The sequence below is a fragment of the Microbispora catharanthi genome, from assembly GCF_006334915.2.
Lineage (GTDB): Bacteria > Actinomycetota > Actinomycetes > Streptosporangiales > Streptosporangiaceae > Microbispora > Microbispora catharanthi.
Genome location: NZ_VDMA02000001.1, coordinates 173,919 through 198,059 on the forward strand (window position 1 = coordinate 173,919; position 24,141 = coordinate 198,059).

Annotated in this window: 24 protein-coding genes; 15 read left to right on the forward strand and 9 right to left on the reverse strand. The window is 72.9% G+C overall.

Annotated features, from left to right (window positions below):
- The first annotated feature begins 132 nt into the window (after positions 1 to 132).
- The 6 genes from FH610_RS00745 to FH610_RS00770 all read left to right on the forward strand — a co-directional run bounded on the left by FH610_RS00745 (position 133) and on the right by FH610_RS00770 (position 5,112).
- Positions 133 to 510 (forward strand): TraR/DksA family transcriptional regulator, encoded by a 378-nt coding sequence (locus FH610_RS00745; protein ID WP_139572183.1) that lies wholly within the window; start codon positions 133 to 135, stop codon positions 508 to 510.
- The gene (locus FH610_RS00750; RefSeq protein ID WP_161627873.1) at positions 507 to 1,337 is read left to right on the forward strand and encodes a rod shape-determining protein; all 831 of its coding nucleotides are present in this window, start codon (positions 507 to 509) and stop codon (positions 1,335 to 1,337) included. Before FH610_RS00745 ends, FH610_RS00750 begins: the two co-directional genes overlap by 4 nt.
- The gene (locus FH610_RS00755) at positions 1,324 to 1,662 is read left to right on the forward strand and encodes a TraR/DksA family transcriptional regulator (RefSeq protein ID WP_139572185.1); all 339 of its coding nucleotides are present in this window, start codon (positions 1,324 to 1,326) and stop codon (positions 1,660 to 1,662) included. Before FH610_RS00750 ends, FH610_RS00755 begins: the two co-directional genes overlap by 14 nt.
- A gap of 281 nt (positions 1,663 to 1,943) precedes the next feature.
- The gene (locus FH610_RS00760; RefSeq protein ID WP_139572186.1) at positions 1,944 to 2,858 is read left to right on the forward strand and encodes a VOC family protein; all 915 of its coding nucleotides are present in this window, start codon (positions 1,944 to 1,946) and stop codon (positions 2,856 to 2,858) included.
- 11 nt (positions 2,859 to 2,869) lie between these two features.
- Positions 2,870 to 4,351, forward strand: a complete 1,482-nt coding sequence (locus tag FH610_RS00765; protein WP_139572187.1) for an FAD-dependent oxidoreductase — start codon at positions 2,870 to 2,872, stop codon at positions 4,349 to 4,351.
- A complete protein-coding gene (locus tag FH610_RS00770) occupies positions 4,351 to 5,112 on the forward strand; it encodes an SDR family NAD(P)-dependent oxidoreductase (protein ID WP_139572188.1) in 762 nt (253 codons plus the stop codon). Before FH610_RS00765 ends, FH610_RS00770 begins: the two co-directional genes overlap by 1 nt.
- Positions 5,113 to 5,138: 26 nt before the next feature.
- On the opposite strand, the gene FH610_RS00775 is transcribed toward FH610_RS00770, so the two are convergent.
- Genes FH610_RS00775 through FH610_RS00785 form a run of 3 tightly spaced genes read right to left on the reverse strand, consistent with a single transcriptional unit; the run spans position 5,139 to position 9,263 of the window.
- The gene (locus tag FH610_RS00775) at positions 5,139 to 6,932 is read right to left on the reverse strand and encodes an ABC transporter ATP-binding protein (RefSeq protein WP_139572189.1); all 1,794 of its coding nucleotides are present in this window, start codon (positions 6,930 to 6,932) and stop codon (positions 5,139 to 5,141) included.
- Entirely contained in the window at positions 6,929 to 8,671 is a 1,743-nt protein-coding gene (locus FH610_RS00780) for an ABC transporter ATP-binding protein (RefSeq protein ID WP_139572190.1), read from the reverse strand. The genes FH610_RS00775 and FH610_RS00780 overlap by 4 nt, the downstream gene beginning before the upstream one ends.
- Before the next feature lies 1 nt (position 8,672).
- Positions 8,673 to 9,263 carry an NADPH-dependent FMN reductase gene (locus FH610_RS00785; protein ID WP_139572191.1) on the reverse strand — a complete coding sequence of 197 codons (591 nt, stop codon included), beginning with the start codon at positions 9,261 to 9,263 and terminating at the stop codon, positions 8,673 to 8,675.
- A gap of 112 nt (positions 9,264 to 9,375) precedes the next feature.
- On the opposite strand from FH610_RS00785, the gene FH610_RS00790 reads away from it, so the two are divergent.
- Complete coding sequence (locus tag FH610_RS00790) at positions 9,376 to 10,116, forward strand: TetR/AcrR family transcriptional regulator (protein ID WP_139572192.1); 741 nt, start codon at positions 9,376 to 9,378, stop codon at positions 10,114 to 10,116.
- A 51-nt stretch (positions 10,117 to 10,167) separates the two neighbouring features.
- Here the strand turns inward: FH610_RS00790 and FH610_RS00795 are convergent, their stop codons facing one another.
- Genes FH610_RS00795 through FH610_RS00805 form a run of 3 tightly spaced genes read right to left on the reverse strand, consistent with a single transcriptional unit; the run spans position 10,168 to position 12,382 of the window.
- Positions 10,168 to 10,965 carry an SDR family NAD(P)-dependent oxidoreductase gene (locus FH610_RS00795; protein WP_139572193.1) on the reverse strand — a complete coding sequence of 266 codons (798 nt, stop codon included), beginning with the start codon at positions 10,963 to 10,965 and terminating at the stop codon, positions 10,168 to 10,170.
- On the reverse strand, positions 10,962 to 11,216 hold the full coding sequence (locus tag FH610_RS00800; RefSeq protein WP_139572194.1) for a ferredoxin: 255 nt from the start codon (positions 11,214 to 11,216) through the stop codon (positions 10,962 to 10,964). The genes FH610_RS00795 and FH610_RS00800 overlap by 4 nt, the downstream gene beginning before the upstream one ends.
- On the reverse strand, positions 11,213 to 12,382 hold the full coding sequence (locus FH610_RS00805; RefSeq protein ID WP_139572195.1) for a 3-ketosteroid-9-alpha-monooxygenase, oxygenase component: 1,170 nt from the start codon (positions 12,380 to 12,382) through the stop codon (positions 11,213 to 11,215). The genes FH610_RS00800 and FH610_RS00805 overlap by 4 nt, the downstream gene beginning before the upstream one ends.
- Positions 12,383 to 12,554: 172 nt before the next feature.
- Here FH610_RS00805 and hsaA point away from each other — a divergent pair, with 172 nt between their 5' ends.
- Positions 12,555 to 13,721, forward strand: coding sequence for a 3-hydroxy-9,10-secoandrosta-1,3,5(10)-triene-9,17-dione monooxygenase oxygenase subunit (gene hsaA / locus FH610_RS00810; RefSeq protein ID WP_139572196.1), 1,167 nt, complete (start codon positions 12,555 to 12,557; stop codon positions 13,719 to 13,721).
- A 109-nt stretch (positions 13,722 to 13,830) separates the two neighbouring features.
- On the opposite strand, the gene FH610_RS00815 is transcribed toward hsaA, so the two are convergent.
- Complete coding sequence (locus FH610_RS00815) at positions 13,831 to 15,375, reverse strand: FAD-binding protein (RefSeq protein ID WP_139572197.1); 1,545 nt, start codon at positions 15,373 to 15,375, stop codon at positions 13,831 to 13,833.
- 266 nt (positions 15,376 to 15,641) lie between these two features.
- On the opposite strand from FH610_RS00815, the gene FH610_RS00820 reads away from it, so the two are divergent.
- Genes FH610_RS00820 through FH610_RS00830 form a run of 3 tightly spaced genes read left to right on the forward strand, consistent with a single transcriptional unit; the run spans position 15,642 to position 17,606 of the window.
- Positions 15,642 to 16,259: a TetR/AcrR family transcriptional regulator gene (locus FH610_RS00820; RefSeq protein WP_139572198.1), complete on the forward strand. Its 618-nt coding sequence runs from the start codon at positions 15,642 to 15,644 to the stop codon at positions 16,257 to 16,259.
- 49 nt (positions 16,260 to 16,308) lie between these two features.
- Positions 16,309 to 16,833: an SDR family oxidoreductase gene (locus FH610_RS00825; protein WP_139572199.1), complete on the forward strand. Its 525-nt coding sequence runs from the start codon at positions 16,309 to 16,311 to the stop codon at positions 16,831 to 16,833.
- A complete protein-coding gene (locus tag FH610_RS00830; protein WP_139572200.1) occupies positions 16,830 to 17,606 on the forward strand; it encodes an SDR family oxidoreductase in 777 nt (258 codons plus the stop codon). Before FH610_RS00825 ends, FH610_RS00830 begins: the two co-directional genes overlap by 4 nt.
- 52 nt (positions 17,607 to 17,658) lie before the next feature.
- On the opposite strand, the gene FH610_RS00835 is transcribed toward FH610_RS00830, so the two are convergent.
- Positions 17,659 to 18,591 carry a 3-oxoacyl-ACP reductase gene (locus FH610_RS00835; RefSeq protein WP_139572201.1) on the reverse strand — a complete coding sequence of 311 codons (933 nt, stop codon included), beginning with the start codon at positions 18,589 to 18,591 and terminating at the stop codon, positions 17,659 to 17,661.
- 49 nt (positions 18,592 to 18,640) lie between these two features.
- Positions 18,641 to 19,021: a hypothetical protein gene (locus tag FH610_RS42630; RefSeq protein ID WP_161627874.1), complete on the reverse strand. Its 381-nt coding sequence runs from the start codon at positions 19,019 to 19,021 to the stop codon at positions 18,641 to 18,643.
- Between the two features lie 71 nt (positions 19,022 to 19,092).
- Here FH610_RS42630 and FH610_RS00845 point away from each other — a divergent pair, with 71 nt between their 5' ends.
- From FH610_RS00845 to FH610_RS00860, 4 genes are read left to right on the forward strand one after another with little or no spacing between them, the layout of a single operon-like run.
- Positions 19,093 to 20,265, forward strand: a complete 1,173-nt coding sequence (locus tag FH610_RS00845; protein ID WP_139572203.1) for a steroid 3-ketoacyl-CoA thiolase — start codon at positions 19,093 to 19,095, stop codon at positions 20,263 to 20,265.
- Positions 20,266 to 20,271: 6 nt separating this feature from the next.
- Positions 20,272 to 22,506, forward strand: coding sequence for an acyl-CoA dehydrogenase family protein (locus tag FH610_RS00850; RefSeq protein ID WP_139572204.1), 2,235 nt, complete (start codon positions 20,272 to 20,274; stop codon positions 22,504 to 22,506).
- A gap of 38 nt (positions 22,507 to 22,544) precedes the next feature.
- A complete protein-coding gene (locus tag FH610_RS00855) occupies positions 22,545 to 23,414 on the forward strand; it encodes a MaoC/PaaZ C-terminal domain-containing protein (protein ID WP_139572205.1) in 870 nt (289 codons plus the stop codon).
- Entirely contained in the window at positions 23,411 to 24,040 is a 630-nt protein-coding gene (locus FH610_RS00860; protein WP_139572206.1) for a PaaI family thioesterase, read from the forward strand. The genes FH610_RS00855 and FH610_RS00860 overlap by 4 nt, the downstream gene beginning before the upstream one ends.
- Positions 24,041 to 24,141 lie beyond the last annotated feature (101 nt).

The window sequence follows — 24,141 nt, forward strand, 5'->3', positions numbered from 1 at the left end:
GGCCGCCTTCCGAGCCTTCGACCACCATCACGCGGGCCCGCCCGCGTACTCGTCTCGCGCACCGGCATCGGTGCGTCGGTGGCGCGCGTGCTCGCGCGCCGACCTCATCCCTCACCTGGAGTGATGCCGCTTATGGCAGAGATCAGGTCGCCGCGCCTCCTCATGGAGGAGTGCCGGCGGTACACGGCGCAGCTGTCCGAGCTGCGCATGCTGCTCGAGGAGCGGCTCCACGCCGCCCGGGCCGAGCTGGCCCGGCTGCGCGATCCGTACGACCCGTACGACCCGTACGACGTGGCGCCGTCCGCCGCCCGGACCCGTTCGTCCGCGGCGCGCGTACGGCAGGCGGGTCTCGACGTCGCCGCGATCGAGGCGGCGCTCGAGCGGATGGATCGGGGCCTCTACGGCACCTGCACCCGATGCGAGGCGTTCCTGCCGCTCGACCGGCTCCGGCTCGCGCCGCACGTGCAGCAGTGCGCCTCCTGCGCAGGCGAGACCCGGTTGACGGCATGACGGTCATGACCGGCATGACCGGTGCCAACGGGAGGAGAGGCGGGGGTACGGCCCTGGCCCTCGACCTCGGCACCGCGCGGACCCGGCTGCTGCTGTCCGGCAGCACGGCGATCAAGGAGCGGCCGTCGGCGTGCGGCGATCCGGGGGCGCGCCGGTGGCCGGTGCGGCACGGCATGGTCGCCGACATGCCGGGATGCGCCCGGCTGGTCCGCACGGCGCTGGGCGACGCCGTGTCCGAGCGGCACCCGCCGCTGGAACGCGTCCTGGTCGGCGTGCCCGTCGCGGCCTCGCGACTGGACCGGCGGGCCGCGTACGCGGCGGTCAGCAGCGCCGCCCGCTGCCGGGTCACGATCGTCGAGGAGCCGCTGGCCGCGGCGGTCGGCTGCGGCGTGGACATCGCCGACCCGAGGCCCCGGCTCCTGCTCGACGCGGGGGCGGGGATCGCCGAGGCCGTCGTCATCCGCGCCGGCGAGATCGCCGACGCGGGCGCCGTACAGGTCGCGACGGGGGACCCGGCGGAGGGCACCGGCTGCCCGCCGTACGCGCGGGAACGCGTCGTGGCGATGGTCGCCGACCTGATCGCGCGCGTTCCCGCCGCCCTGCGGGCGACCGCCCGGCAGCAGGGCCTGCTGGTCACGGGCGGCGGCGCCCGCGACCCGGAGCTGGCCCGCAAGCTCTGCGCGGAGCTGCGGATCACCGTCAGCCCCGCGGCCGATCCCGCCAACGCGACCGTCAGAGGACTGGCCTGCCTGCTGTCCACGGTCGAGCACCGCACTTCCGGCACCTCTGCCATCGGACGAAAGGACGTCGACGATGACCACCAGTGACGAGTTCACCGCCATCAGCGAGCCGCAGACGCAGGCGATGCGCGCCGACCTGGAAGAGCAGCTCCAGTGGCGTGAGGTGCAGCTGCGCGACCTGCGGGCCGCCGTCGACGGCGGCAACGACGACACCGCCAGGCTCGCCCTGCTCGCCGACGTCGCCGCCACCGAGCGGGCGGTCGCCGAGCTGCGCAAGGCGCTGGAGCGGATCGAGGAGGGAAGCTACGGCCGGTGCGCCGACTGCACCGCGGTCATCCCGTTCGGCCGGCTGAAGATCCGGCCCATGGCCCGTTACTGCATCGCCTGCCAGCGGCGCCACGAGGCCCGCTGACGCCCGGTGCGCCCGCTCCGCCACCGCCCGCGCCGCGGAGCGGAGCGGGTGCAGGGGACCTCGGGCGAGCTGCTCGTCGGGCGGCCCCACGTCTCGGCGGCGGCCCCGACCATCGCCTCGACCTGGGCGCGGTCCGTGACGTCCGTCCGCACGAACCGGGCCACGACCGTGCGCCCGCCGGGGACTCTCACTCAGCGGGAGGGGCGGGGCGGCGGGGCGTGGGGTCTGTCACGGTGGGATCGACGCTCGGCCCCCCGACCGGCAGATTGGATTGAGCACAAGTGACGCAGATCCGAGGACTCGGCTACCTCAAGGTCCAGACGCGTGACATCGGGCGCTGGCGCGAACTCCTCATCGACGGGCTCGGCTTCGCCGAGGGGTCCGGTCCGGACCCGGACGGTCTGTACCTGCGCATGGACGAGCGCCGTGCGCGCCTCGTCGTGTTGCCCGGCGACACCGACCGGGTGCTCGCGGTCGGCTGGGAGGTGCGCGACCAGTTCGCGCTCGCCGCCGTCGGCCGTGCCGTCGAGGCGTCCGGCACGCCGGTGAAGGTGCTGTCGGAGGAGGAGTCCGCCGAGCGCGACGCCGAGGCGGTCATCGCCTTCACCGACCCCGCGGGCGTTCCCGTCGAGGTCTTCTTCGGTCCCGTGCTCGACCACAGCCCGGTCGTGACCGGACTGGGCCAGCGCTTCGTGACCGGCGCGCAGGGGATGGGCCACGTCGTCGTGCCGACCACCGCGATGGACGAGACCGTCTCCTTCTACACCGAGGTGCTCGGTTTCCTGCCCCGGGGAGCCATCAAGATGGGCGGCGGGAAGCCGCCGTACCGCCGGGTGCGCTTCATGGGCGTCAACGGGCGCCACCACAGCCTCGCGGTCTGCCCCGCCGGGTACGCCGGCGACCCCGGCCTCGTGCACCTGATGGTCGAGGTGGACAGCCTTGACGCGGTGGGCATGGCGCTCGACCGGGTGCGCACGTCGGGCTTCTCGATCTCCTCCACCCTCGGCCGGCACACCAACGACAAGATGGTCTCCTTCTACGTCCGCGCTCCCGGCGGCTGGGACATCGAGTACGGCACCGAGGGCATGCTCGTCGACGAGACGTACTACACGGCCGAGGAGATCACCGCCGACAGCTACTGGGGTCATGACTGGTCGGGCTCCGAGCCGCTGGCCACCTTCGTGCCGAAGAAGTGAGTGGGCAGCCGATGACTCCCCGGCCGTCGGTCGAGCCCGTGCCCGCGGCCTCCGTCGCCGCGTTCGACCACGAGTGCGACGTGCTCGTCGTCGGTTTCGGCTGCGCCGGCGCGGCCGCCGCGTACGAGGCCGCCACGGCCGGCGCGGACGTGCTGGTGCTGGAGCGCGCGGGCGGGCCGGGCGGCTCGTCCGCGATGTCCGGCGGCGAGCTGTACCTCGGCGGCGGCACCGCGATCCAGCGGGCCTGCGGGTTCGAGGACGACCCGGACAACATGTTCGCCTACCTCACGGCGGCGCTCGGCCCGCACGCCGACGAGGAGAAGCTGCGGCTCTACTGCGAGGGCGGTGTCGAGCACTTCGAGTGGTTCCGGGCCAGGGGCGTGCCGTTCAACGAGTCGTTCTTCGACGCGCCGAGCTGGATGCCCCCGACGACCGACGGCCTGATGTGGCTGGGGGAGAACGCCTGGCCGTACACCACCGTCGCGCGGCCGGTGCCGCGCGGCCACCGCCCGGCCGTCGAGAGCTGGGGCGGCCGGCTGCTGATGGAGAAACTGGTGGAGGCGGCGCGGGCGGCCGGAGCCGCCTGTCACGCCGACACCCGCGCCACCAACCTCGTGGTCGGCGGCGACGGCCGGGTCGCCGGGGTCGTGGCCCGCCGATACGGAGAGCAGGTGACCTACCGCGCCCGCAGGGGAGTGGTGCTGACCACCGGCGGGTTCGTCGACAACGAGGAGATGCTCGCCGACCACGCCCCCGTGCTGCTCGGGCACGGCAAGGTCAGTGACGGCCTGGACGACGGCGGCGGCATCCGCATGGCCACCGCGCTCGGCGCGGCCACCCGCCGCATGGGCGAGGTCGAGATCGCGATGACCGCGCTGCCCGCGATGCTGGTGCGCGGCATGCTCGTCAACGGGCTCGGCCGGCGCTTCATCAACGAGGACGTCTATCCCGGCCTGTTCAGCGTCGCCGCCGTACGCCACCAGCCCGGGCCGTACTGGGCGATCATCGACGAGGAGGGCTACGAGAACATCCCCGCGCGGGACCTGTGGGGCGTGCGCCCGGTCTTCGTGGCCGAGACCCTCGCCGAGCTGGAGGAGTCGCTCGGCGTGCCGCCGGGCGCGCTGGAGGACACCGTCGCGGTGTACAACCGGCACGCCGAGCGCGGCGAGGACCCCTACTTCCACAAGGACCCGAAGTGGCTGCGCCCGCTGAAGGGCCCGTTCGCCGCCGCCGATCCGCGCCTGGGATTCGGCATGGGCGACCGCGACAGCGCGGGCAAGGGGACCGGCGCCGCCGGCTTCACCCTCGGAGGCCTGCGCACGACCGTGGACGGCGAGGTGCTGAACCAGTCCGCCCGGCCGATCCCCGGCCTGTACGCCGCGGGACGCGCCTCCTCCGGCATCCACGGCGAGGGATACGTCAGCGGCACCTCTCTCGGCGACGGCACCTTCTTCGGCCGCCGCGCCGGCCGCGCAGTCGCCAAGGAGGCGTGATGAACCGGTTCGACGGCAAGAACGTGCTGCTCACCGGGGCGGCGTCGGGCATCGGGCGGGCGACCGCCGTACGCCTGCTGGCCGAGGGCGCCACGGTGTTCGCGGTGGACCGGCACGAGGACGGGCTCGCGGAGACCGGCAGGCTCGCGGGCGGCACCGAGCTGCTCGGGGGCCGGTTTGTCGCGCATGCCGCCGATCTGGCGAGGGAGGAGGCGGTGGTGTCGGCCGCCGCCGCGGCCGTCGCCCGCCTCGGCCGGGTGGACGTGCTCGCCAACGTCGCCGGAGTGCTGCGGGTCACCCCGATGGAGTCGGTGGGGCTCGACGACTACCGGGACATCTTCGCGGTCAACGTGTTCGCCCCGGTCATGCTCTGCAGGGAGGTGCTGCCGCACATCCCTGACCGCACCGGGGTCATCGTGAACGTCACCTCGACGGCGGCGACGAAGGCGCACCCGGGGATGACCGGCTACGCCGCGTCCAAGGGGGCGCTGCTGTCGTTCTCGATCAGCCTCGCCGCCGAGCTGGCGTCGCGGCGGATCCGCGTCGTCCCGGTCTCGCCCGGCGGGGTCGCCACGCCGCTGACGGCCAACCGGGAGACGTTCGCCGGCGTGGACACGTCCTGGTACGCGCGCACCTATCCCCTCTGGGGCAGGCCGGGCCGCCCGGAGGACATCGCCGGGACGATCGCGTACGTGGCCTCGGCGGACGGCGCCTACCTCAACGGCGTCGAGGTCCGGGTGGACGGCGGCTCGCACAGCTGACCGCCGTCCCGCCCGGTCGTGCCTGGTCAGGGCTGGGCCCCGGTGAGTTGGGCCCCGGAGACTTGAGCCGGGGTGAGCTGGGAACGGTACAGCCGGGCGTACGCGCCTCCCGCCGCCAGCAACCGGTCGTGCGTGCCCTGCTCGACGATCCGCCCGTCGTCCATCACGAGGATCAGGTCGGCGTTCCTGACGGTCGACAGCCGGTGGGCGATGACGAACCCGGTGCGCCCGTCCCGCAGCGAGGTCATGGCCCGCTGCACCAGCACCTCCGTACGGGTGTCGAGCGCGCTGGTGGCCTCGTCGAGCACCAGGATCGGGGGATCGGCCAGGAACGCGCGGGCGATGGTGACGAGCTGGCGCTCGCCCGTGCTCAGCCCCTCGCCGTCGTCGTCGACCACCGTGTCGTACCCGTCGGGCAGCGTGCGCACGAGGTGGTCGACGCCGGTGGCCCTGGACACCTCGACGATCCGCTCGCGCGGCACGTCGCCGGCGCCGTACGCGATGTTGTCGGCGATCGTGCCGTGCCGCAGCCAGGTGTCCTGCAGCACCATGCCGATCCTGGCGCGCAGCTCCTGCCTGGGCACCCGGGCGATGTCCACCCCGTCCACCGTGATCCGCCCACCTGTGACGTCGTAGAAGCGCATGAGCAGGTTGATCAGCGTGGTCTTGCCCGCGCCGGTCGGGCCCACGATCGCGACGGTCTGCCCCGGCTCCACGACCAGGGACAGATCCTCGATGAGGGGACGATCCGGCGCGTACCGGAACGAGACGTTCTCGAACGTCACCCGCCCCGTGGCCGTGGCCGGAAGGCGGACGGGGTCGGCGACGGGCTCCTCCTCGTCCTCGTCGAGCAGCTCGAAGATCCGCCCGGCCGAGGCGAGCACCGACTGCAGGAGGGTGGACATCGACGTGACCTGGTTGACCGGCTGCCCGAACTGCAGGCAGTACTGGATGAACGCCTGAACGTCGCCGACCGACAGCGCGCCGGCCGCCACCCGCAGGCCGCCGATCACCGCGACGAGCACGTAGTTGAGGTTCATGACGAGCGACATCGCCGGGCCGATCATGCTGGACAGCAGCTGCGCCCGGAACCCCGCGCGGAACACGGCGTCGTTGCGCTCGCCGAACTCCCGTACGGCCTGGCGCCGCCGGCCGAAGACCCTGATCAGGGCGTGCCCGGTGTAGGTCTCCTCGACGTGGGCGTTGAGCCGGCCCGTGGCGGCGAACTGCTCGGCGAATCTCGGCTGCGCCCGCCTGCCGACCGCCCTGGCCGCCACGACGGACAGCGGCACCATGACCACCGAGACCAGGGCGAGCAGCGGCGAGGTCCACACCATCATCACCAGCACCCCGACGAGTGAGAGCAGCGCGGTGACCGCCACGCTGAGCACCTGCTGCAGCGTCTGGCCGACGTTGTCGACGTCGTTGGTGGCGCGTGAGAGCACGTCGCCCCGCTGCCGCCCGTCGAAGTAGGCCAGCGGCAGCCGCGCGAGCTTGGCCTGGGTCCGCTCCCGCAGCCGGAAGACCAGCCGCTGCGCGATGGTCGCGGTCGTCCGCTGCTGGGCGAAGGAGAGGAGGAACGCGGCCAGGTAGCAGGCGAGGGCGCCCAGCAGGACCCGGCCGGTCGCGGCGAAGTCCACCCGGCGGTGCCCGGACACGGCCGACAACACCAGGTCGGTGGCCACGCCGAGCAGCCGGGGGACCGCCACGGTCAGGGCCACGGCCGCCGCCGCGCAGGCCAGGGCGGCCACGGCGAGCGGGAGTTCGGGGCGGGCCGTCTCCAGCAGACGCCGGACGGCGCCTCGTTTCCGGGCTGTCATGCGGCCACCTCCTGGCCTGTCTGGGAGAACACGATCTCGCGGTAGGCGGGGCACGAGGCCATCAGCTCCTCGTGGGTTCCGGAACCGGCGACGCGGCCCTCGTCGAGCACCACCAGCCGGTCGGCGTGCCGCGTCGAGGAGATCCGCTGCGCGACCAGGACGACGGCGACGTCGCGGGTCTCCCGCGCCAGCGCGTCGGCGAGCGCCCGCTCGGTGACCGGGTCGAGCGCGGAGAACGGATCGTCCAGCAGCAGCACCCGGGGACGGGCGACCAGGGCCCGCGCCACCGTCAGGCGCTGCCGCTGGCCGCCGGACAGCGACGCGCCCCCCTGCCCGAGCGGCGTGTCCAGGCCCTCCGGCAGCGCCTCCACGAAGTCGCGCGCCTGTGCGACCTCCAGTGCGTGCCACAGCTCGGCGTCCGTCGCCTCGGGCCTGCCGTACCGGAGGTTGCCGGCGATGGTGCCGGAGAACAGGTACGGCCGTTGCGGCACCAGCCCGACGACTCCGGCCGGCTCCTCCGGGGGCAGCGACGCGACGTCCGTCCCGTCGAGGAGCACCCGCCCGCCGGTCGGATCGAGCAGCCGGGCCACGAGGGTGAGCAGGGTCGTCTTGCCCGAGCCGGTGGAGCCGACGACCGCGACGGTCTCGCCCGGGCGGACGAGGAGGTTCACCCCCCGCAGTACCGGCTCTTCGGCCCCCGGATAGTGCATGTGCGCGTCGCGGACCTCGACCTCGCCCTTCCACATCCGGCCCCGCCAGGTCGGATCGGTGTCGGCCGGCGACGTGTCCGGTTCCGTCCCGGTCTCCAGCACCTCGCGCACCCGGAGGGCGGAGACCCGGGCGCGCGGCGCCGCCAGGACGGTGAAGGTCGCGAGCAGGGCGGACCCCAGGATCACGGCCAGGTAGTTGAGGAACGCCACCAGCGAGCCCACCTGGGTGACGCCGTCGTCGACGAGGTGCCCGCCGTACCAGACCACCGCCACGCCGCACAGGTTGCCGATCAGCATCCCGGCGGGATACATCACGGTCGTCAGCCGCGCGGCGCGTACGGCGAAGCCCATCAGCGCGCCGTTGGCCTCGCCGAACCTGGCGCGTTCACGATCCTCGGCGGCGAACGCCCGGACGACCCGGACCCCGGCGATCTGCTCGCGCACCAGCCGGTTGATCTGGTCGACGCCGCGCTGCGTCGCCTGCGACAGCGGGGTGAGCCGGCGCAGGATCACCCACAGGACGGCCGACAGCGCGGGCAGCGCGACCAGCAGCAGCGTGGACAGGCGCAGGTCCTGCCGCAGCGCCATGACCACCCCGCCGAGGAAGATCATGGGTGTGGCGGCCAGGCCGGTCAGCCCCATGAAGACCAGCGTCTGCACCTGCTGCACGTCGCCGACCGTGCGGGTGATCAGGGACGGCACCCCGAAGCGGCCCACCTCGCGAGATGAGAACGACTGGACCTTCGCGTAGACGGCCGCGCGCAGGTCGTGACCGACGGCGGCGGCGGTCCTGGCGGCGAGGGCTCCCACCACGGCCGAGCACAGGACCTGTGCCAGCGTCCCGGCCACCATGACGCCGCCCAGACGCAGGATCAGCCCGGTGTCGCCGCGCAGCACGCCGTCGTCGATGAGCGTGGCGTTGAACGTGGGCAGCAGGAGGGCGGCGAGCGCCTGCGCGATCTGGAGCACGGCGATCAGGGAGACGGTGCCGCGACGGGAACGCAGACTGGAGCGGAGCAGGGAGCCCATCTCAGCCCCCGTACGGACGTGCCGCCCGCGCGTCGCGCAGGGCCCGGCCGAACCAGACGAGCTCGTCGAGCATGACCTTGGCGGCGCCCTCCGGGCCCGCGGGGTCCTTCGGCCAGTTCCCCTCCGCGTCGAACAGCGTCCAGGGGCTCTGGAAGGCGACGGAGTCGCGGATCGTCACCGCGTGCAGCTCGGCGAAGACCAGACGGAGCTGCTCGACGGCTCGCAGGCCGCTGGACATGCCGCCGTAGCAGACGAACCCGACGGGCTTGGCCGCCCACTCCCGGTGGTAGCTGTCGATCATCAGTTTGAGCGCGGCGGGGAAGCTGCGGTTGTACTCCGGGGTCACGACGACGAAGGCGTCCGCCGCCTCCACCCGGGGCCGCAGCCCGGTCACCTCCTCAGGCTTCTCGCCGCCGAAGTGCCCGCGCAGCCCGTCGGGGAGCCGGGTCTCGGCCAGGTCGATCACGTCGAGTGCGACGTCGTCGCGCCGCTCCGCCTGACCGGCGAACCAGTTCGCGACGAGGGGCGCCACCCTCCCGTCCCGGACGCTACCGATGATCATCGCCACATTGAGCCGGCTTTCTCCGGACATGGTTCCTCCACGAGGTGAGTACGCTGTACGCAACGGGTACACCGTACGCGCAGATGCGTACGATGTACAAGTCTGAGTACGATGTACACACCGAACCGGGAGGAGCACCACGATGGCCGGGAAGAAAGCGGACGACGCGGACGACGGCGCGCAGGAGTCCATCTGGCAGCGGATGCAGCGCCCCGCCCGGCCTCCCCGCGCGGCGCTGACCCACGCGCAGATCGGCGCGGCGGCCGTGGAGATCGCCGACGCCGAGGGGCTCGACGCGGTCTCGATGCGCCGGCTGGCCGAGCGGCTCGGCGTCGCCACCATGGGCCTCTACCGCTACGTGCGCGGCAAGGACGACGTGATCGAGCTGATGGTCGACGCGGTCTACGCCGAGGAGGCGCGAGCCGGAGAGGGCAGCGACTGGCGGGAGGTCCTGCGCGTGTCCGCCCTGCGGCTGCGCGCCCTCACGCTGCGCCATCCCTGGCTGGTCGAGACCACGGCCCAGTCCGGGCCGCTGACCCCCAATTTCGTCGCGCGCACCGACCGGCTCCTCGCGTCGCTGGACGGCCTCGGCCTCGACGCCGACACGGCGATGACCGTCGTCGGCACGGTCACCGCGTTCGTCGCCGGGGCGACCACCGCCCGGATCAGGATGGACAGGCTGATGCGCAAGGAGGGCGCGGAGAAGATGGACGACCTGCGCAGCCTCTACTCATCGAGGATGAGATGGCTGCTTGAGTCGGGCCGCTATCCCGCGTTCGAGCGCTACATCCGCCAGGGCGTCAGGAAGGACGACGACGACTGGCAGTTCGAGCTGGGGCTGGACAGCGTCCTCGACGGCATCGCGGCCCGGCTGAAGATCTGAGACGAGAAAGGCGGTCGCCCGTAAGGGTGACCGCCTGTCGTCGCGGAGCGCTCAGGAGCTGGGCGGGGGGATCATCCGCTTCGTCGCCTCGTGGGCCCTGCGCACCATCTCGGCCCGTGGGAAGCCGCTCCGCTTGCGGGCCGTCTCCTCGTTGCCGCCCGCGATCCAGACCGGGCCGTCGGCGAGGTGCTCCAGGCCCTCGCGCGCCACGTCGCCGGGCTCGGCCACGTTGAGCCCGGGCAGGTCCATCCGCAGCCCCGCCCGCTCCATCGCCGGGGTGCGGGTGACGCCGAGGACGAGTTCGAGCACGTGCACGCCGTGCTCGCCCAGCTCCAGCCAGAGACCTTCGGCGAAGACACGGCTGAACGCCTTGGCCGCCGAGTAGACGCTGATCTGCGCCTGGCCCATGTATCCGGCGAGCGAGCCGACCAGGATGATGCCGCCGCGGCGCCGCTCCCGCATCAGCGCACCGAAGTGATGGGTGAGCGCGAGCTGGCCGGTGATGTTGAGGTCGACGACCCCCCGCACCCGGTCGAGGTCGCCGGTCACGAACTCGTGGCCGTAGCTGTTGGCGCCCGCGTTGAAGATCAGCAGGCCCACCTCGACGTCGTCGGTCACCGAGCGGACCGCCTTGACCGCGCCCGGGTCGGTCAGGTCGAGCTCCAGCGTGCGCACCTCGACGCCCTTGGCCCTGACCTGCTCGGCCGTCTCGGCCAGCGGCCCGGGCTTGCGGGCGATCAGCACAAGGTCGAGCCCGGCGTCGGCGAGCCGATGGGCGAACGACGCGCCCACTCCCTCGGATCCGCCCGCGACGACGGCCCAGGGGCCGTACACGTTCTTGTCGATCACGATTCCTCCGGTACGGCGATCTCGCCGTCGAGCGCGGCCTGGACGATGGAGTCCCGCAGCGCCGCGCAGCCGGGGAAGATCCCTGGTCCGGCGGTGCGGCGCTCCAGGCAGGTGCCGGCCGCGTCGGCGTTCCACTGGACGCTGGTCTGGTGCCAGCTCGCCTTGCGCACCTCCACGCCGGCGCCGCACCGCCTGCAGGTCAGCGGCTGCATGGGCGCGTCGAGCAGCCGGTTGTCGGGGCGGATCGTCATGCGGGCCGGCCCGTGCTCGCCGAGAGCTCCGCGGCCTTGCGGGCGAGGTTCTCCTCGACCTCCTTCTTCCACGCCTCGACCGGGCGGGTGGTGTCGAGCTCGAACTCGAAGCGCTCCACCATCTCAGGCCTGACGTCGGCGACGTCCACGTAGAACTGCTCGTACCAGCGGCGCAGCTGGTAGACCGGCCCGTCCTCCTCGCACAGCAGCGGGTTGTCGATGCGGGCCTTGTTCTTCCAGATCTGCACGTCCTGGTCGAAGCCCTTGAGGATGAAGGAGCTCATCTTCCTGGCCATCTCGTCGGCCGCGGGCCCGGAGAGCTTGTCGGTGCGCTGCACGATGATCCCCGAGTGCAGCACGAACGAGGTCGCGTCGATGGGGTAGTGGGCGTTGATCAGGACCGAGTTGATGTCCATGGTGTCGTAGTGGTACGTCAGATCGTCGATCATGAAGGACGGCCCGTGGTACGACGCCGCCGAGTCGTTGCCGAGCAGCCTCGGCTCGCCGTCCTTCGCGGGCGGGCGGGTGTCCTGGCGGCCGGTGCCCTTCATGATCTGCGTGGCGACGTGTCCCTCGAAGATGTTCTTGAAGTACGTCGGGAACGAGTAGTGGACGTAGAAGAAGTGCGCCATGTCGACGACGTTGTCCACGACCTCGCGGCAGTTGGTGTTCACGATGGTCTCGGTCCAGACCCAGTCGGTCCAGTCGTCCCGCGTCGCGCCCTCGATCCTGGGGATCGTGACCTCCGGCGGCGGCGGGTTGCCCTCCGGGTCGTTCCACACGAACAACAGGCCGTCCTGGTCCATGGTGGTCCAGGCCGCGGTGCGGGCGCGCAGCGGGACCCGGCGTGAGTAGGGGATCTTCTTGCAGCGGCCGTCGCCGCCCCAGCGCCAGTCGTGGAACGGGCAGGCGATCTCGTCACCCTTGATCGTGCCCTGCGACAGATCCCCGCCCATGTGCCGGCAGTAGGCGTCGAGCACGTTGATCCTGCCGTCGCCGCTCTGGAAGACCACGAGCTTCTGTCCGAAGGCGTTGACCGTGTGCGGCTCGCCGTCCTTGAACTTCTCCGACAGCCCCAGGCAGTGCCAGCCCCGGGCGAACCGAGTGGGCAGCGCCTCCGCCTCGATTCTGCGGATGTCGTCGTTCCCGGCTTCTACTGCAGTCACCTTGATCCGACCCTTCAGGACGCACGTTCTCTCAGTCCGCCAACGTAGGAGCTGTGGCGGCCCGCCGGATGGCGAGTCCCATTGGTCGGGAGTGTCCTGACATGCGGTCATCGGCTCCACGCACCATCATGGACGGCATCTGACCGACGAGCGTGACACGGAGGACTCCCAGATGAGCAACGAGGTCCTGGACGCGGTTCGGGCGCTGCTGCCGAAGATCGCCGAACGGGCCCGGTCCACCGACGAGGACCGGCGGGTCCCTGCGGAGTCGATCAGGGAGCTGGTCCAGGCCGGAGTCTTCCGGATGCTGCAGCCCAAGAGGTACGGCGGCGTGGAAGGCGATCCGGTGAGCTTCTACGAGGTGGTCCGGGAGATCTCGGCGGTGTGCGGGTCCACCGGCTGGACCGTCGCCGTGCTCGGCGTGCACCCCTGGCAGCTCGCCCTGTTCGAGGAGGCCGCCCAGGACGAGGTGTGGGGGAGCGACCCGGACGCGCTGATCTCCTCGTCGTACGCGCCGGTCGGACGGCTCATACCCGTCGAGGGCGGCTATCGGCTGTCCGGCCGGTGGCGGTTCTCCTCGGGCTGCGAGCACGCGTCGTGGGCGATGGTGGGCGGCCTGGTCCTCGGCGACCAGGGCAGGCCGGTGGACTTCATGACCGTGCTGGTGCCCCGCTCCGACTACCTCATCGCGGACGTGTGGGACGTCATCGGGCTGCGCGGCACGGGCAGCAACGACATCATCGTCGAGGACGCCTTCGTGCCCGCGCACCGCGTGATGCGCAACTACGAGATGGCGCAGCTGCGCGGCCCCGGCCAGAAGGTGAACACCGGCCCGCTCTTCCGCATCCCGTTCGGCACCGTGTTCACCACCACGATCACCGCCCCGGTCATCGGGATGGCCGCCGGCTGCTACCGGTCGTACGTGACCGCGATGCGCGACCGCGTACGGCTCAGCCTGGGCGGCGGCCGGTTCGCCGAGGACCAGTTCGCGCAGGTCGCCGTCGCCCGGGCGGCGTCGGAGATCGACGCGGCGATCCTGCAGACCGACCGCAACGTGCGGGAGGTGTACGAGCACGCGGTGCGGGGCGAGACGATCCCGGCCGAGCTGCGGCTGCGGGTGCGCAGGGACCAGGTGCGCGCCACCGAGCGGGCGCTGGAGGCGATCGACATCCTGTTCAAGACCGCCGGGGGCAACTCCCTCAGCCGGGGCAACCCGATCGAGCGGGCCTGGCGCGACGCCCACGCGGGCAGCGTCCACGTGGCCAACGACGTCGAGCGGGCCCTCGCGATGTACGGCAAGGGCGAGTTCGGCCTGGCCGTCGAGGACAACCTGATCTGACGGACGGATGAGGGGCCCGGACGTGCCGCGTCCGGGCCAGCGGCGCGCCGCGCGCACCATGTCGGTGCGCACGACAGGCCACCGCAACGGGCCACCTCAACGGGCCACCTCAACGGGCCATGTCCTGCGCCGCCCGGTAGGCGAAGACCATGGCCGAGCCGATCGGGACACCGGGGCCGGGGTAGCGGCGCCCGGAGAACGAGGCGCTGGTGTTGCCCGCGGCGTACAGGCCGGGGATCGGTCGCCCGGCCCCGTCGAGCACCCGTCCGTCGGGGTCGGTGCGCAGGCCGCCCTTGGTGCCGAGGTCGCTGAGCACCACCCGGGCGGCGTAGTAGGGCGGCGTGTCCACCGGGACCAGGCACGGGTTCGGCCGGTCCCCCGACCTGCCCGCGAAGAACAGGTCGTAGGGGTCCTCGCCGCGGTGGAAGTCCTCGTCCACGCCGGTCGCGGCGAAGCCGTTGAACCGCTCGACGGTGCCCGCGAGCGCCTCAGCCGGCACGCCGATCAGTTCCGCCAGCTCGGGCAGGCTCTCCGCGCGCACCCAGGTGCCGGCATCGAGATGCTCGTCGGCGGGGCGTCCCGGCAGCGAGATCGCCGGGAGCCGCCCGCGGAAGCGGGAGTCGAAGATCAGATGAGCCGGCACACGGCCGGGCGCCGCCGTCATCTCACGGCCCATGCGGTCGTAGGGCAGCGACTCGTTGGCGAACCTGCGGCCCGACCCGTCGACCATGAGCCCGCCGTGGAAGCCCAGCGTGAAGGCGGCCCGGCCGTCCGGCAGCGCCACACCCGGGCACCACCACGCCTCGTCCATGAGACCGGTGGCCGCGCCGATCGCGGCGGCGGCCCTGATCGGGTCGCCGGTGTTCGCGCCCGCCGGGGCCATCGACCACTCGGCGGTCCCCGGGACGCCGTGCTCGGCGCGCATCGCGGCGTTGCCCTCGAACCCGCCGGCGGCCAGCAGGACGCCCCTCGCGGCGCGCAGCCGTACGGCTCCGCCGGCGGTCGCGGCCTCCACACCGGTCACCCGGCCGTCCTCGACCACGAGCCGGGTGAGCGCGGTGCCGGTGCGCACGGTGCCGTTGCCGGTGTTCGTCAAAGCGAGCAGCAGGCGGCCGATCAGCGCCCGCCCGGCCGACAGCGGTCCCTCGGCGTGGCCCAGGCCCGCGCGGTCGCGGTCCACGGGAGGCCGGACGAGGGCGGCGAGGTCGCCGAGCCGCTCGGCCGGCAGATCAAGCGGGACGAACGAGCGACCCCCGTCGAGCCGCCCCGGCGCCGGGAAGTAGTCGGGAAAGGCCCGCCACTCGAACTCGACCGCCGGGTCGCGTTCCAGGAACTCGGCCACCTCGGGCGCGGTCGCGAGGAACGCCTCCCGCCGGTCGGCCTCCGCCTCGCCCAGCAGCGCGACGAGGTAGGCGCGGGCGGACTCCGCCGAATCGCCGATCCCCGCGCGGCGCTGCACCTGGGTGCCGGGCAGCCAGACGGCCGCGCCGGAGTAGGCGGACGTGCCGCCGAGCAGCGCCGTCTTCTCCAGCACGACCGTGCGCAGCCCGCCCGCCGCCGCCGTCAGCGCGCCGGTCATGGCTCCCGCGCCGGAACCGGCCACCACCACGTCGTACTCGTCGTCCCACGGCTGCTGTGTTTCCCGCTTCGCCATCGAGGCGCTCATATCCGCCCTCTTCCCTCGTCGCGCTCTGGTCGCTCCGCTCCCGCGCGCTCCTCAGTCCAGAGGCCGGCGCGCCTCTCCGGCTCGCTCGGTGCGACCGCCATGCCTCGCGTCGTCCCTGACAGTGGTGGCGTACAGGCAAGCGCAGCAGGAGACACGCCAGGCCGGCTCATCCCACTCAGTGGTATGGACCAGTGGCAGGCAGGCCCACACGGCTGTGTATCGTCGTTGCGACACACGAACGGTCAGGGGGAGACGTGCCGAGGATCGCCGAGGTCAGGGCGCCGGCGGAGCCCAACTCGCCGGAGCAGCGGGCCCGGCACCTGCGCATCCTGCGCGCCGCCGCCCGGATGGGCGCGGAGAAGGGCCTCGAGCGCGTCCAGATGCACGAGGTGGCCAAGGAGGCCGGTGTGGCGATCGCCACGCTGTACCGGTACTTCCCCTCGAAGACCCACCTGTTCACCGCCGTGATGGCCGAGCAGATCGACCGGTTCGACGAGAGCGTCCCGCAGCCGAAGCCGGGCACCGCGCCGGAGGACGCCGTCGCCGACGTGCTCGTGCTGGCCAGCAGGCAGTTGCTGCGCCGCCCCGCGCTCGCCACCGCGATGCTGCAGTCGGCGAACTCCGCCAACGCCGCCGCGGTGGCCGACGCCGGTCGGATCGACATGACGTTCCGGCAGATCGTCCTGCGCACGCTCGGCATCCAGGAGCCGACCGTCATGGACGTCACGCTGATCCGGCTGCTCATGCAGTGCTGGTATGGCGTGCTGCAGTCGAGCCTGAACGGCCGGGCGTCGGTCCCCGACACCGAAAGCGACATCCGGATCGCCTGCCGGCTGCTGCTCGCGCCCCGCTCCAACGCCGCCTCCCGCTGACCGGGACGCCCTCCGGCCGTCCTGTCCCGCATCGGTAGCGTGCGGCGCCATGAACCGCTTCGAGGGCGTGAGAGTCCTGCTCACGGGTGCCGCTTCGGGGATCGGGCGGGCCACCGCGGTCCGGCTCGCGGCCGAGGGCGCCCACGTCTTCGGCGTGGACCGGGACGAGCGGGGCCTGGCGGAAACGGGCGAGCTGGTGAAGGGCCCGTACGTCCCGCACGTGGCCGACGTGACGGACGAGCGGGCGGTGGTCGCGGCCGTGGACGCGGCGGCCGCCGCGTCGAAGGGGGCGGTGCTGGCCTTCTCGCTGAGCCTGGCCGCCGAGGTGGTGGGGCGCGGCATCCGGGTGGTGCCGATCTCCCCGGGCACGGTGGCGACCCCGCTGACGCGCGACATCGAGTTTCCCGAGGGGTGGACCTGCGGTACTTCGGGCGGATCCGCTCGCTGCTCGGCACCGCCGCCCCTGAGCAGATCGCGGCCTCCTCGGACGGCGGATATCTCACGGGTGCGAACGTCCGGGTCGACGGCGGCTCCGGAACCTGACGCCCCCCTTCGACAAGGAGCGACGACGTGACACGGAAGATCGCGGTGACCGGGTCGGCCTCGGGCATCGGCAGGGCCCTCGCGGCCTCGCTGCGAGCGGGCGGCGACGAGGTGATCGGCGTCGATCTCAAGGACGCCGACGTGTGCGCCGACCTGTCCACGCCGGACGGGCGGGCACTCGCGGTGCGATCGGTGCTGGACAGGGCGGACGGCGCGCTGGACGGCGTCGTGGCCTGCGCCGGCGTCTCAGGGGTGACCGTGAGCACGGTCACCGTCAACTTCTTCGGCGTGACCGCGATCCTGGAGGGGCTGCGCCCGGCGCTCGCCCGGGCGGAGCGGCCCCGCGCCGCCGTGGTGGCCTCGATCTCCGCCACCCAGCCCGCCGACCCCGAGGTGGTCCGCGCCTGCCTCGACGGCGACGAGCCGCGGGCGGTCGCCCTGGCCGGGGAGGCGGTCGAGCGCGGCGAGGGCCGGCTGCTCTACCCCGCCTCGAAGTCCGCCCTGGTCCGCTGGCTGCGCGCACGGGCCGTGTCGCCGGAGTGGGCCGGATGCGGCATCCCGCTCAACGCGGTGGCGCCGGGCGTCGTGCTCACCCCGATGTCGGCGCCCCTGTTCGAGGACGAGACGATGCGGAAGATCATGGACCGGGCGGTGCCGATGCCGCTGAACGGCTACGCCGAGCCCGAGGTCGTGGCCGACGCGCTGCGCTGGCTGGTGAGCCCGGAGAACTCCCACATGGCCGGGCAGATCATCTTCGTGGACGGCGGCGCCGAGGCCACCCTGCGCGGCCCCGAACGGTACTGATCGCGTCTGCCCGGGGCCGCCGCGCACGTCCCGCGGCGGCCCCGCGTCCTTCTCAGTCTCCGCGGGCGACGTTCTGCACGCCCGTGGTGTCGAGCTGCGCCACCGAGTAGGCCGCGTAGGTCCGGTATGGGTCCCGTCCGTGGAAGTGCGCGGTGACCTGCGCGTCCAGCTCCTCGACGGAGAACACGCCGTCGGCGGCGGTGAACTTGCGCTCCACGGTCGGGGCCGCCATGAGGGCCACCATGTCGCCGTACACCACGAACACCTGGCCGGTGATCTCCTCGGACGCGGGGGAGGCGAGGTAGGCGACGAACGTGGCCACCCGCTCGGGGGCGAGGGTGTCCAGCCCGCCCACCTCGCCGCCGTCGCCGAACACGTGCGCCGTCATGCCCGTACGGGCTCGGGGGCAGATCGCGTTGGCCCGCACGCCGTAGCGCGACAGGCCCTGGGCGGTCGACAGGGTCAGCGCGACGATGCCGGCCTTGGCGGCGGAGTAGTTCGGCTGACCGGCCGATCCGAACAGGAACGCCTCGGACGAAGTGTTGATCACGCGGCCGTAGACCGGGCCGCCGGCCGCCTTGCTCGCCGCCCGCCAGTGGACCGCGGCGGCACGCGACAGCACGGCGTGTCCCTTGAGGTGGACGCGGATGACGTCGTCCCAGTCGGACTCGGTCAGGTTGAACAGCATCTTGTCGCGCAGCACGCCGGCGTTGTTCACCACGATGTCCAGACCGCCGAAGGTGTCCACGGCCGTCTGGACGAGCCGGTCGCCCATGGACCAGTCGCCGATGTCGCCCGTCACCGCGACGGCCTCGCGGCCGAGCGCCCTGATCTCGGCCGCGACGTCCTCGGCGGCCGGGCCGACGTCGTTGACGACGACGTTCGCGCCGCCTTCGGCGAGGGCGAGGGCCTCGCTGCGGCCCAGCCCCGCTCCCGCGCCGGTGACGACGGCGGTCCTGTTCTCCAGGCTCGTGTTCGAGCTCATCTGCGCGCTCCTGCTCACTCGGTGATCGTGCCAGAAACTGGTATGTATTCTAGTTTTCGCTCGTCGGGATGTCCGCGGTCGTGTGCATCCCGTCCAGCGGCACAAGGATGGGCTCCATGCTGTGCGGTAAGCGATCGGCGGCACCACTGAGCGGGACTGGGTCGTTGCCCGGAACAGAAATGATTTCTAGCCTCCTCCCATGACGCTGAACGTGGCATCCCTGTTCGAGGCCGTCGCCGCGGCGGTCCCCGAACGCCTCGCCCTGGTCTGCGACGCCCGGCGGCTCCGCTTCGCGGAGCTCGACTCCAGGGCGAACGCTCTGGCGAACCACCTGCGTGCGGCCGGTGTCCGGCCGCACGCAGATCGCCGGATACAAGGTGCCCGCGTCGATCGTCGCCGTGGACGTCGTCGAGCGCTCGCCCAGCGGCAAGGCCGACTACCGCTGGGCCAAGTCTGTGCTTTCCACAAACACGGGCCTGTCAACGCATACCAGGAGGAACGATGGCTGAGACCGTCACTGAGGCCGTCATCGTCGACGCGGTGCGCACACCGGTCGGCAAGCGCAACGGCGCCCTGTCCGGGCTGCACCCGGCCGAGCTGCTCGGCGTGGTGCACCGGGGCCTGATCGAGCGCAGCGGCCTCGCCCCCGAGGCGATCGAGCAGGTGATCGGCGGCTGCGTCACCCAGGCGGGGGAGCAGGCCAACAACGTCACCCGCCAGGCGTGGCTGCACGCCGGCCTGCCCTACGGCACGGCCTGCACGTCGATCGACTGCGCGTGCGGGTCCGGCCAGCAGGCGGTCCACCTGGTGGCCGGGCTGATCGCGGCCGGCGCCGTCGACGTCGGCATCGGCTGCGGCGTCGAGGCGATGAGCCGGGTCTTCCTCGGCGCGGCGGTCACCCCGGAGGCCGGCAGCCCGTTCCCGCCGTCGTGGTCTCTGGACATGCCCGACCAGTTCACCGCGGCCGAGCGGATCGCGCGGCGGCGCGGCATCACCCGCGAGGACGCCGACGCGTTCGGCCTGCGCTCCCAGCAGCGTGCGGCGCGGGCGTGGGCGGAAGGCAGGTTCGACGGGCAGGTCCTCGCGGTCGAGGCGCCCGTGATGGGCCCCGAGGGCCCGACGGGGGAGACCGCCGTCGTCAGCAGGGATCAGGGGCTGCGCGACACCGGCATGGAGGCCCTGGGGAGGTTGCAGCCGGTGATGCCGGAGGGCATCCACACCGCGGGCAACTCCTCGCAGATCAGCGACGGCGCGGCCGGCGTGCTGCTGATGAGCGCCGGCCGGGCCCGCGATCTCGGCCTGCGCCCGCGGGCGCGCATCGTCGCCTCCGGCATGGTCGGCTCCGACCCCTACTACCACCTCGACGGCCCGATCGACGCGACCCGGCACGTGCTGAAGAAGGCGGGCATGAAGCTGTCCGACCTCGACCTCGTCGAGATCAACGAGGCGTTCGCCTCGGTCGTGCTCTCCTGGGCGCGGGAGCTCGACGCCGACATGGACAAGGTCAACGTGAACGGCGGCGCGATCGCGCTCGGCCACGCCGTCGGCTCCACCGGCTCCCGCCTGATCACCCAGGCGGTGTGCGAACTGGAGCGCACCGGCGGCTCGACGGCCCTCGTCACCATGTGCGCGGGTGGCGCCCACGCCACGGCCACCATCATCGAACGGATCTGAGGAAGCATGTCGATCGCACTGACCGACGAGCAGCGCGACCTGCGCGACGCCGTACGCGCCTTCGCGGCCCGGCACGTGACGCCGGCCGCGGTGCGGCAGGCGGTGGACGCCGAGCACGAGGAGCTGCCGAAGTTCTGGCCGCTGCTGGCCGAGCAGGGCCTGCTCGGGCTGCACCTGCCCGAGGAGGCCGGTGGAGCGGGCTCCGGCCTCCTCGAACTCGCCGTCGTGGTGGAGGAGCTGGGCCGGGCCATGGTCCCCGGGCCGTTCCTGCCCACGGTGCTCGCGGGCGCCGTGCTGGCCCGCGCCGGGCACACGGCCCACCTGGCGGCGCTGGCCGGCGGGGAGAAGACCGCCGCGGTCGGCCTCCGTCCCGGCGGGCTCGCCCTCACCCGCGGCGAGGGCGGGGAGGCCGTGGTCTCCGGGGTCTCCGAGCCGGTCCTGGGCGGCCACGTCGCCGACCTGTTCGTGCTGCCCGCGGCCGACGGGACCGGCACGACCTGGATCGTGCTGCCGCGCGAGGCGGTGGCGACCGAGGACCTGCCCGGCCACGACCTGACCCGCCGGCCGTCGCGGGTGCGCGCCGACGACGTCGCCGTCCCGGCGGCCGACGTGCTGGACGGCCTCGCCGACGGTGCCGTGCTTGCCGACAACACCGTGCTCGACCTGGCCGCCACGCTGTTCGCGGCCGAGGCGTCCGGCCTGGCCGACTGGGCCACCGCCACCGCCGCCGAGTACGCGAAGGTGCGCCACCAGTTCGGCCGTCCGATCGGCCAGTTCCAGGGCGTCAAGCACCGCTGCGCCCGCATGCTGACCCGGGCCGAGCAGGCGCGGGTGTGCGCCTGGGACGCCGCGCGGGCTCTCGACGGCGTCCATCTCGCCGAGACCGAGGCGTCTCCCGGCGAGGCGGCGCTGGCCGCGGCGGTCGCCGGGGCGACCAGCGTGGAGGCGGCCTTCTCCGTCACCAAGGACTGCATCCAGACGCTGGGCAGCATCGGCTTCACCTGGGAGCACGACGCCGGCCTGTACCTGCGCCGGGCGCAGACGCTGCGCATCACGCTCGGCCCGGTCTCATGGTGGCGCCGCAGGGTGGCCCGGCTCACGCTGGACGGCGTGCGCCGCGAGCTCGGCGTCGAGCTGCCGCCGGAGGCCGGGCGTATCCGCGCGGAGGTGCGCGCCGAGCTGCGGCCGGCGCTCGACCTGGACGGCCGCGACCGGCTGGGATACCTGGCCGAGCACGGCTACACCGCGCCGCACCTGCCCGAGCCGTGGGGGAAGGGCGCCGACGCGGTCACCCAGCTCGTGATCGCCGAGGAGATGCGGGCCGCCGGGCTGCGCGCGGCCGACATGGTCATCGGCGCCTGGGTGGTGCCGACCCTGATCGCGCACGGCAGCCCCGAGCAGCAGGGGCGGTTCCTGCCGCGGACGCTGCGCGGCGACCTGGTGTGGTGCCAGCTGTTCAGCGAGCCGGGCGCGGGCTCCGACCTCGCGGCCCTGACGACCCGGGCCGAGAAGGTCGAGGGCGGCTGGAAGATCAACGGCCAGAAGGTCTGGACGTCGATGGCCCGCCAGGCGCAGTGGGGCATCCTGCTGGCCCGCACCGACCCGGAGGCGCCCAAGCACAAGGGCCTGTCGTACTTCCTGCTCGACATGTCCAGCCCCGGCATCGACATCCGGCCGCTGCGCGAGCTGACCGGCGAGGCGCTGTTCAACGAGGTGTTCCTCGACGACGTGTTCATCCCCGACGAGATGCTCGTCGCGCAACCGGGCAACGGCTGGAAGCTGGCCCGCACGACGCTGGCCAACGAGCGGGTCTCGCTGTCGCACGATTCCTCCTTGGGCAGCGGTGGCGAGGCGCTGCTGCACATCGCCGCCGAACGGCCGGACGAGACGGACGACGAGCGGCTGACCCGGCTCGGCGGCATCCTCTGCGACGCCCAGTCAGGGGCGCTGTTCGCGCTGCGGACCACACTGCGGTCGCTGACCGGGCAGCAGCCCGGCGCGGAGTCCAGTGTGGCCAAGCTGATCGGCGTCGAGCACGTGCAGGAGGTCTGGGAGACCGCCATGGACTGGATCGGCCCGGACTCCCTGACCGGCGAGTGGATGGGCCGGCGGTCCGACCCCGCGCTGCGCTTCCTCAGCTCCCGCTGCATGTCCATCGCCGGGGGCACCACCGACGTACAGCTCAACATCATCGGCGAGCGCCTGCTCGGGCTGCCCCGCGACCCGGAGGTCAAGGCGTGATCGGCAGGGGCCGTCGAGACGACGAGGAGGTCTGACCCGTGCCGATCGACGTCGACAAGGCCCTGGGCGCGCCGCCGGCCGCCCGGGAGATCTCCTGGACCAGCCGCGACGTGCTGCTCTATCACCTCAGTCTGGGCGCGGGGAGGGACGCGGGCGCCGATCCCGAGCTGTCCTACACCTACGAGCGCGGCCTGCGCGTGCTGCCCACCTTCGCCATGGTCGCCGGGCAGGGGATCTCGGCGGGTGAGCGCCCGCCGGCCGCGATGAGCATGCCCGGCATCGACATCGACCTGCTCGGGATCCTGCACGCCGGGCAGGCGCTCACCGTGCACCGGCCGCTGCCCGCGGCCGGTGAGGCCGTCGTGTCCTCCCGGGTCGCGAACATCTGGGACAAGGGCAAGGCCGCGGTGATCGAGATGGAGCAGGCGGCGGCCGATCCCGAGGGCGACCCGCTGTGGACCACGACCATGCGGATCTGGGCGCGCGGCGAGGGCGGCTTCGGCGGCGAGCCGGGCCCGGAGACCCCCTGGACGGAGCCGGACCGGGAGCCCGACCACGTGCTCGACTCGCCGACCACCCCCGGGCAGGCCCTGCTCTACCGGCTCAACGGCGACCTCAACCCGCTGCACGCCGACCCCGCCTTCGCGCGGGCGGCCGGCTTCGACCACCCGATCCTGCACGGCCTCGCGTCGTACGGCATAGTGGCGAAGGCGCTGGCGGACGGCGTCCTCGGCGGTGACGTGACCAGGCTGAACGGGCTGTCGGTGCGTTTCGCCGGGGTGCTGTTCCCCGGCGAGACGATCCGGACCACCGTGTGGCGCGAGGGCGACCGGCTGGTGTTCCGGTCCACCTGCCCGGAGCGCGGCGACGCCGCAGTGCTCACCCACGCGACAGCGGAGATCTCATGACGGAGACGCGGATCGACCGTACGGGGCTGACGGCGACCCCGAACAACGAGGGCGTGGACGCGGCGGTCGCCGCGGCCCGCCGGGTGATCGACGCGCTGCTGCACTCGGGCGACATGTCGGCGGTCGAGATGACCCAGGTCGCCGAGCAGCTGAACGCCGTGGCCGATCACCTGGAGGCGCACGCCCCCACGGTGGGCGAGCGCATGGTCGACATGTGGCGGGGGGAGGGAGTGACCCGGCACGACCCGGTGACCGGGCCGGAGAACGCGATCGCCCCGCCGCTGCGCCTGTACGGCAGGGACGACGGGTCCATCGAGGGCGAGGTCGTGCTGGGCATGCCCTACCAGGGGCCTCCCGGATGCGTGCACGGCGGTGTGTCGGCGCTGCTGCTCGACCACACGCTGGGCGTCGCGAACGCCTGGGCGGGGACCTCGGGGATGACGGGCACGCTGACCCTGCGCTACCACCGTCCCACCCCGCTGTTCGAGCGGCTGACCGTGACCGGCCGGCAGACCTCCGTGGACGGGCGCAAAATCTACACCACCGGGACGATCACCGCGGGCGGACAGGTGTGCGTCACCGCCGAGGGCCTGTTCATCGACAAGCAGCTCGACCGGCCTCGCTGACCTCCGCGTGGAGTAAGCGCTCTCACGGGACAGGCGGATTCGGCTCTTCGCGGAGAAACGCGGCGTGGACGGCTATTGACGAGCGGTCAGTTAACAGTAAA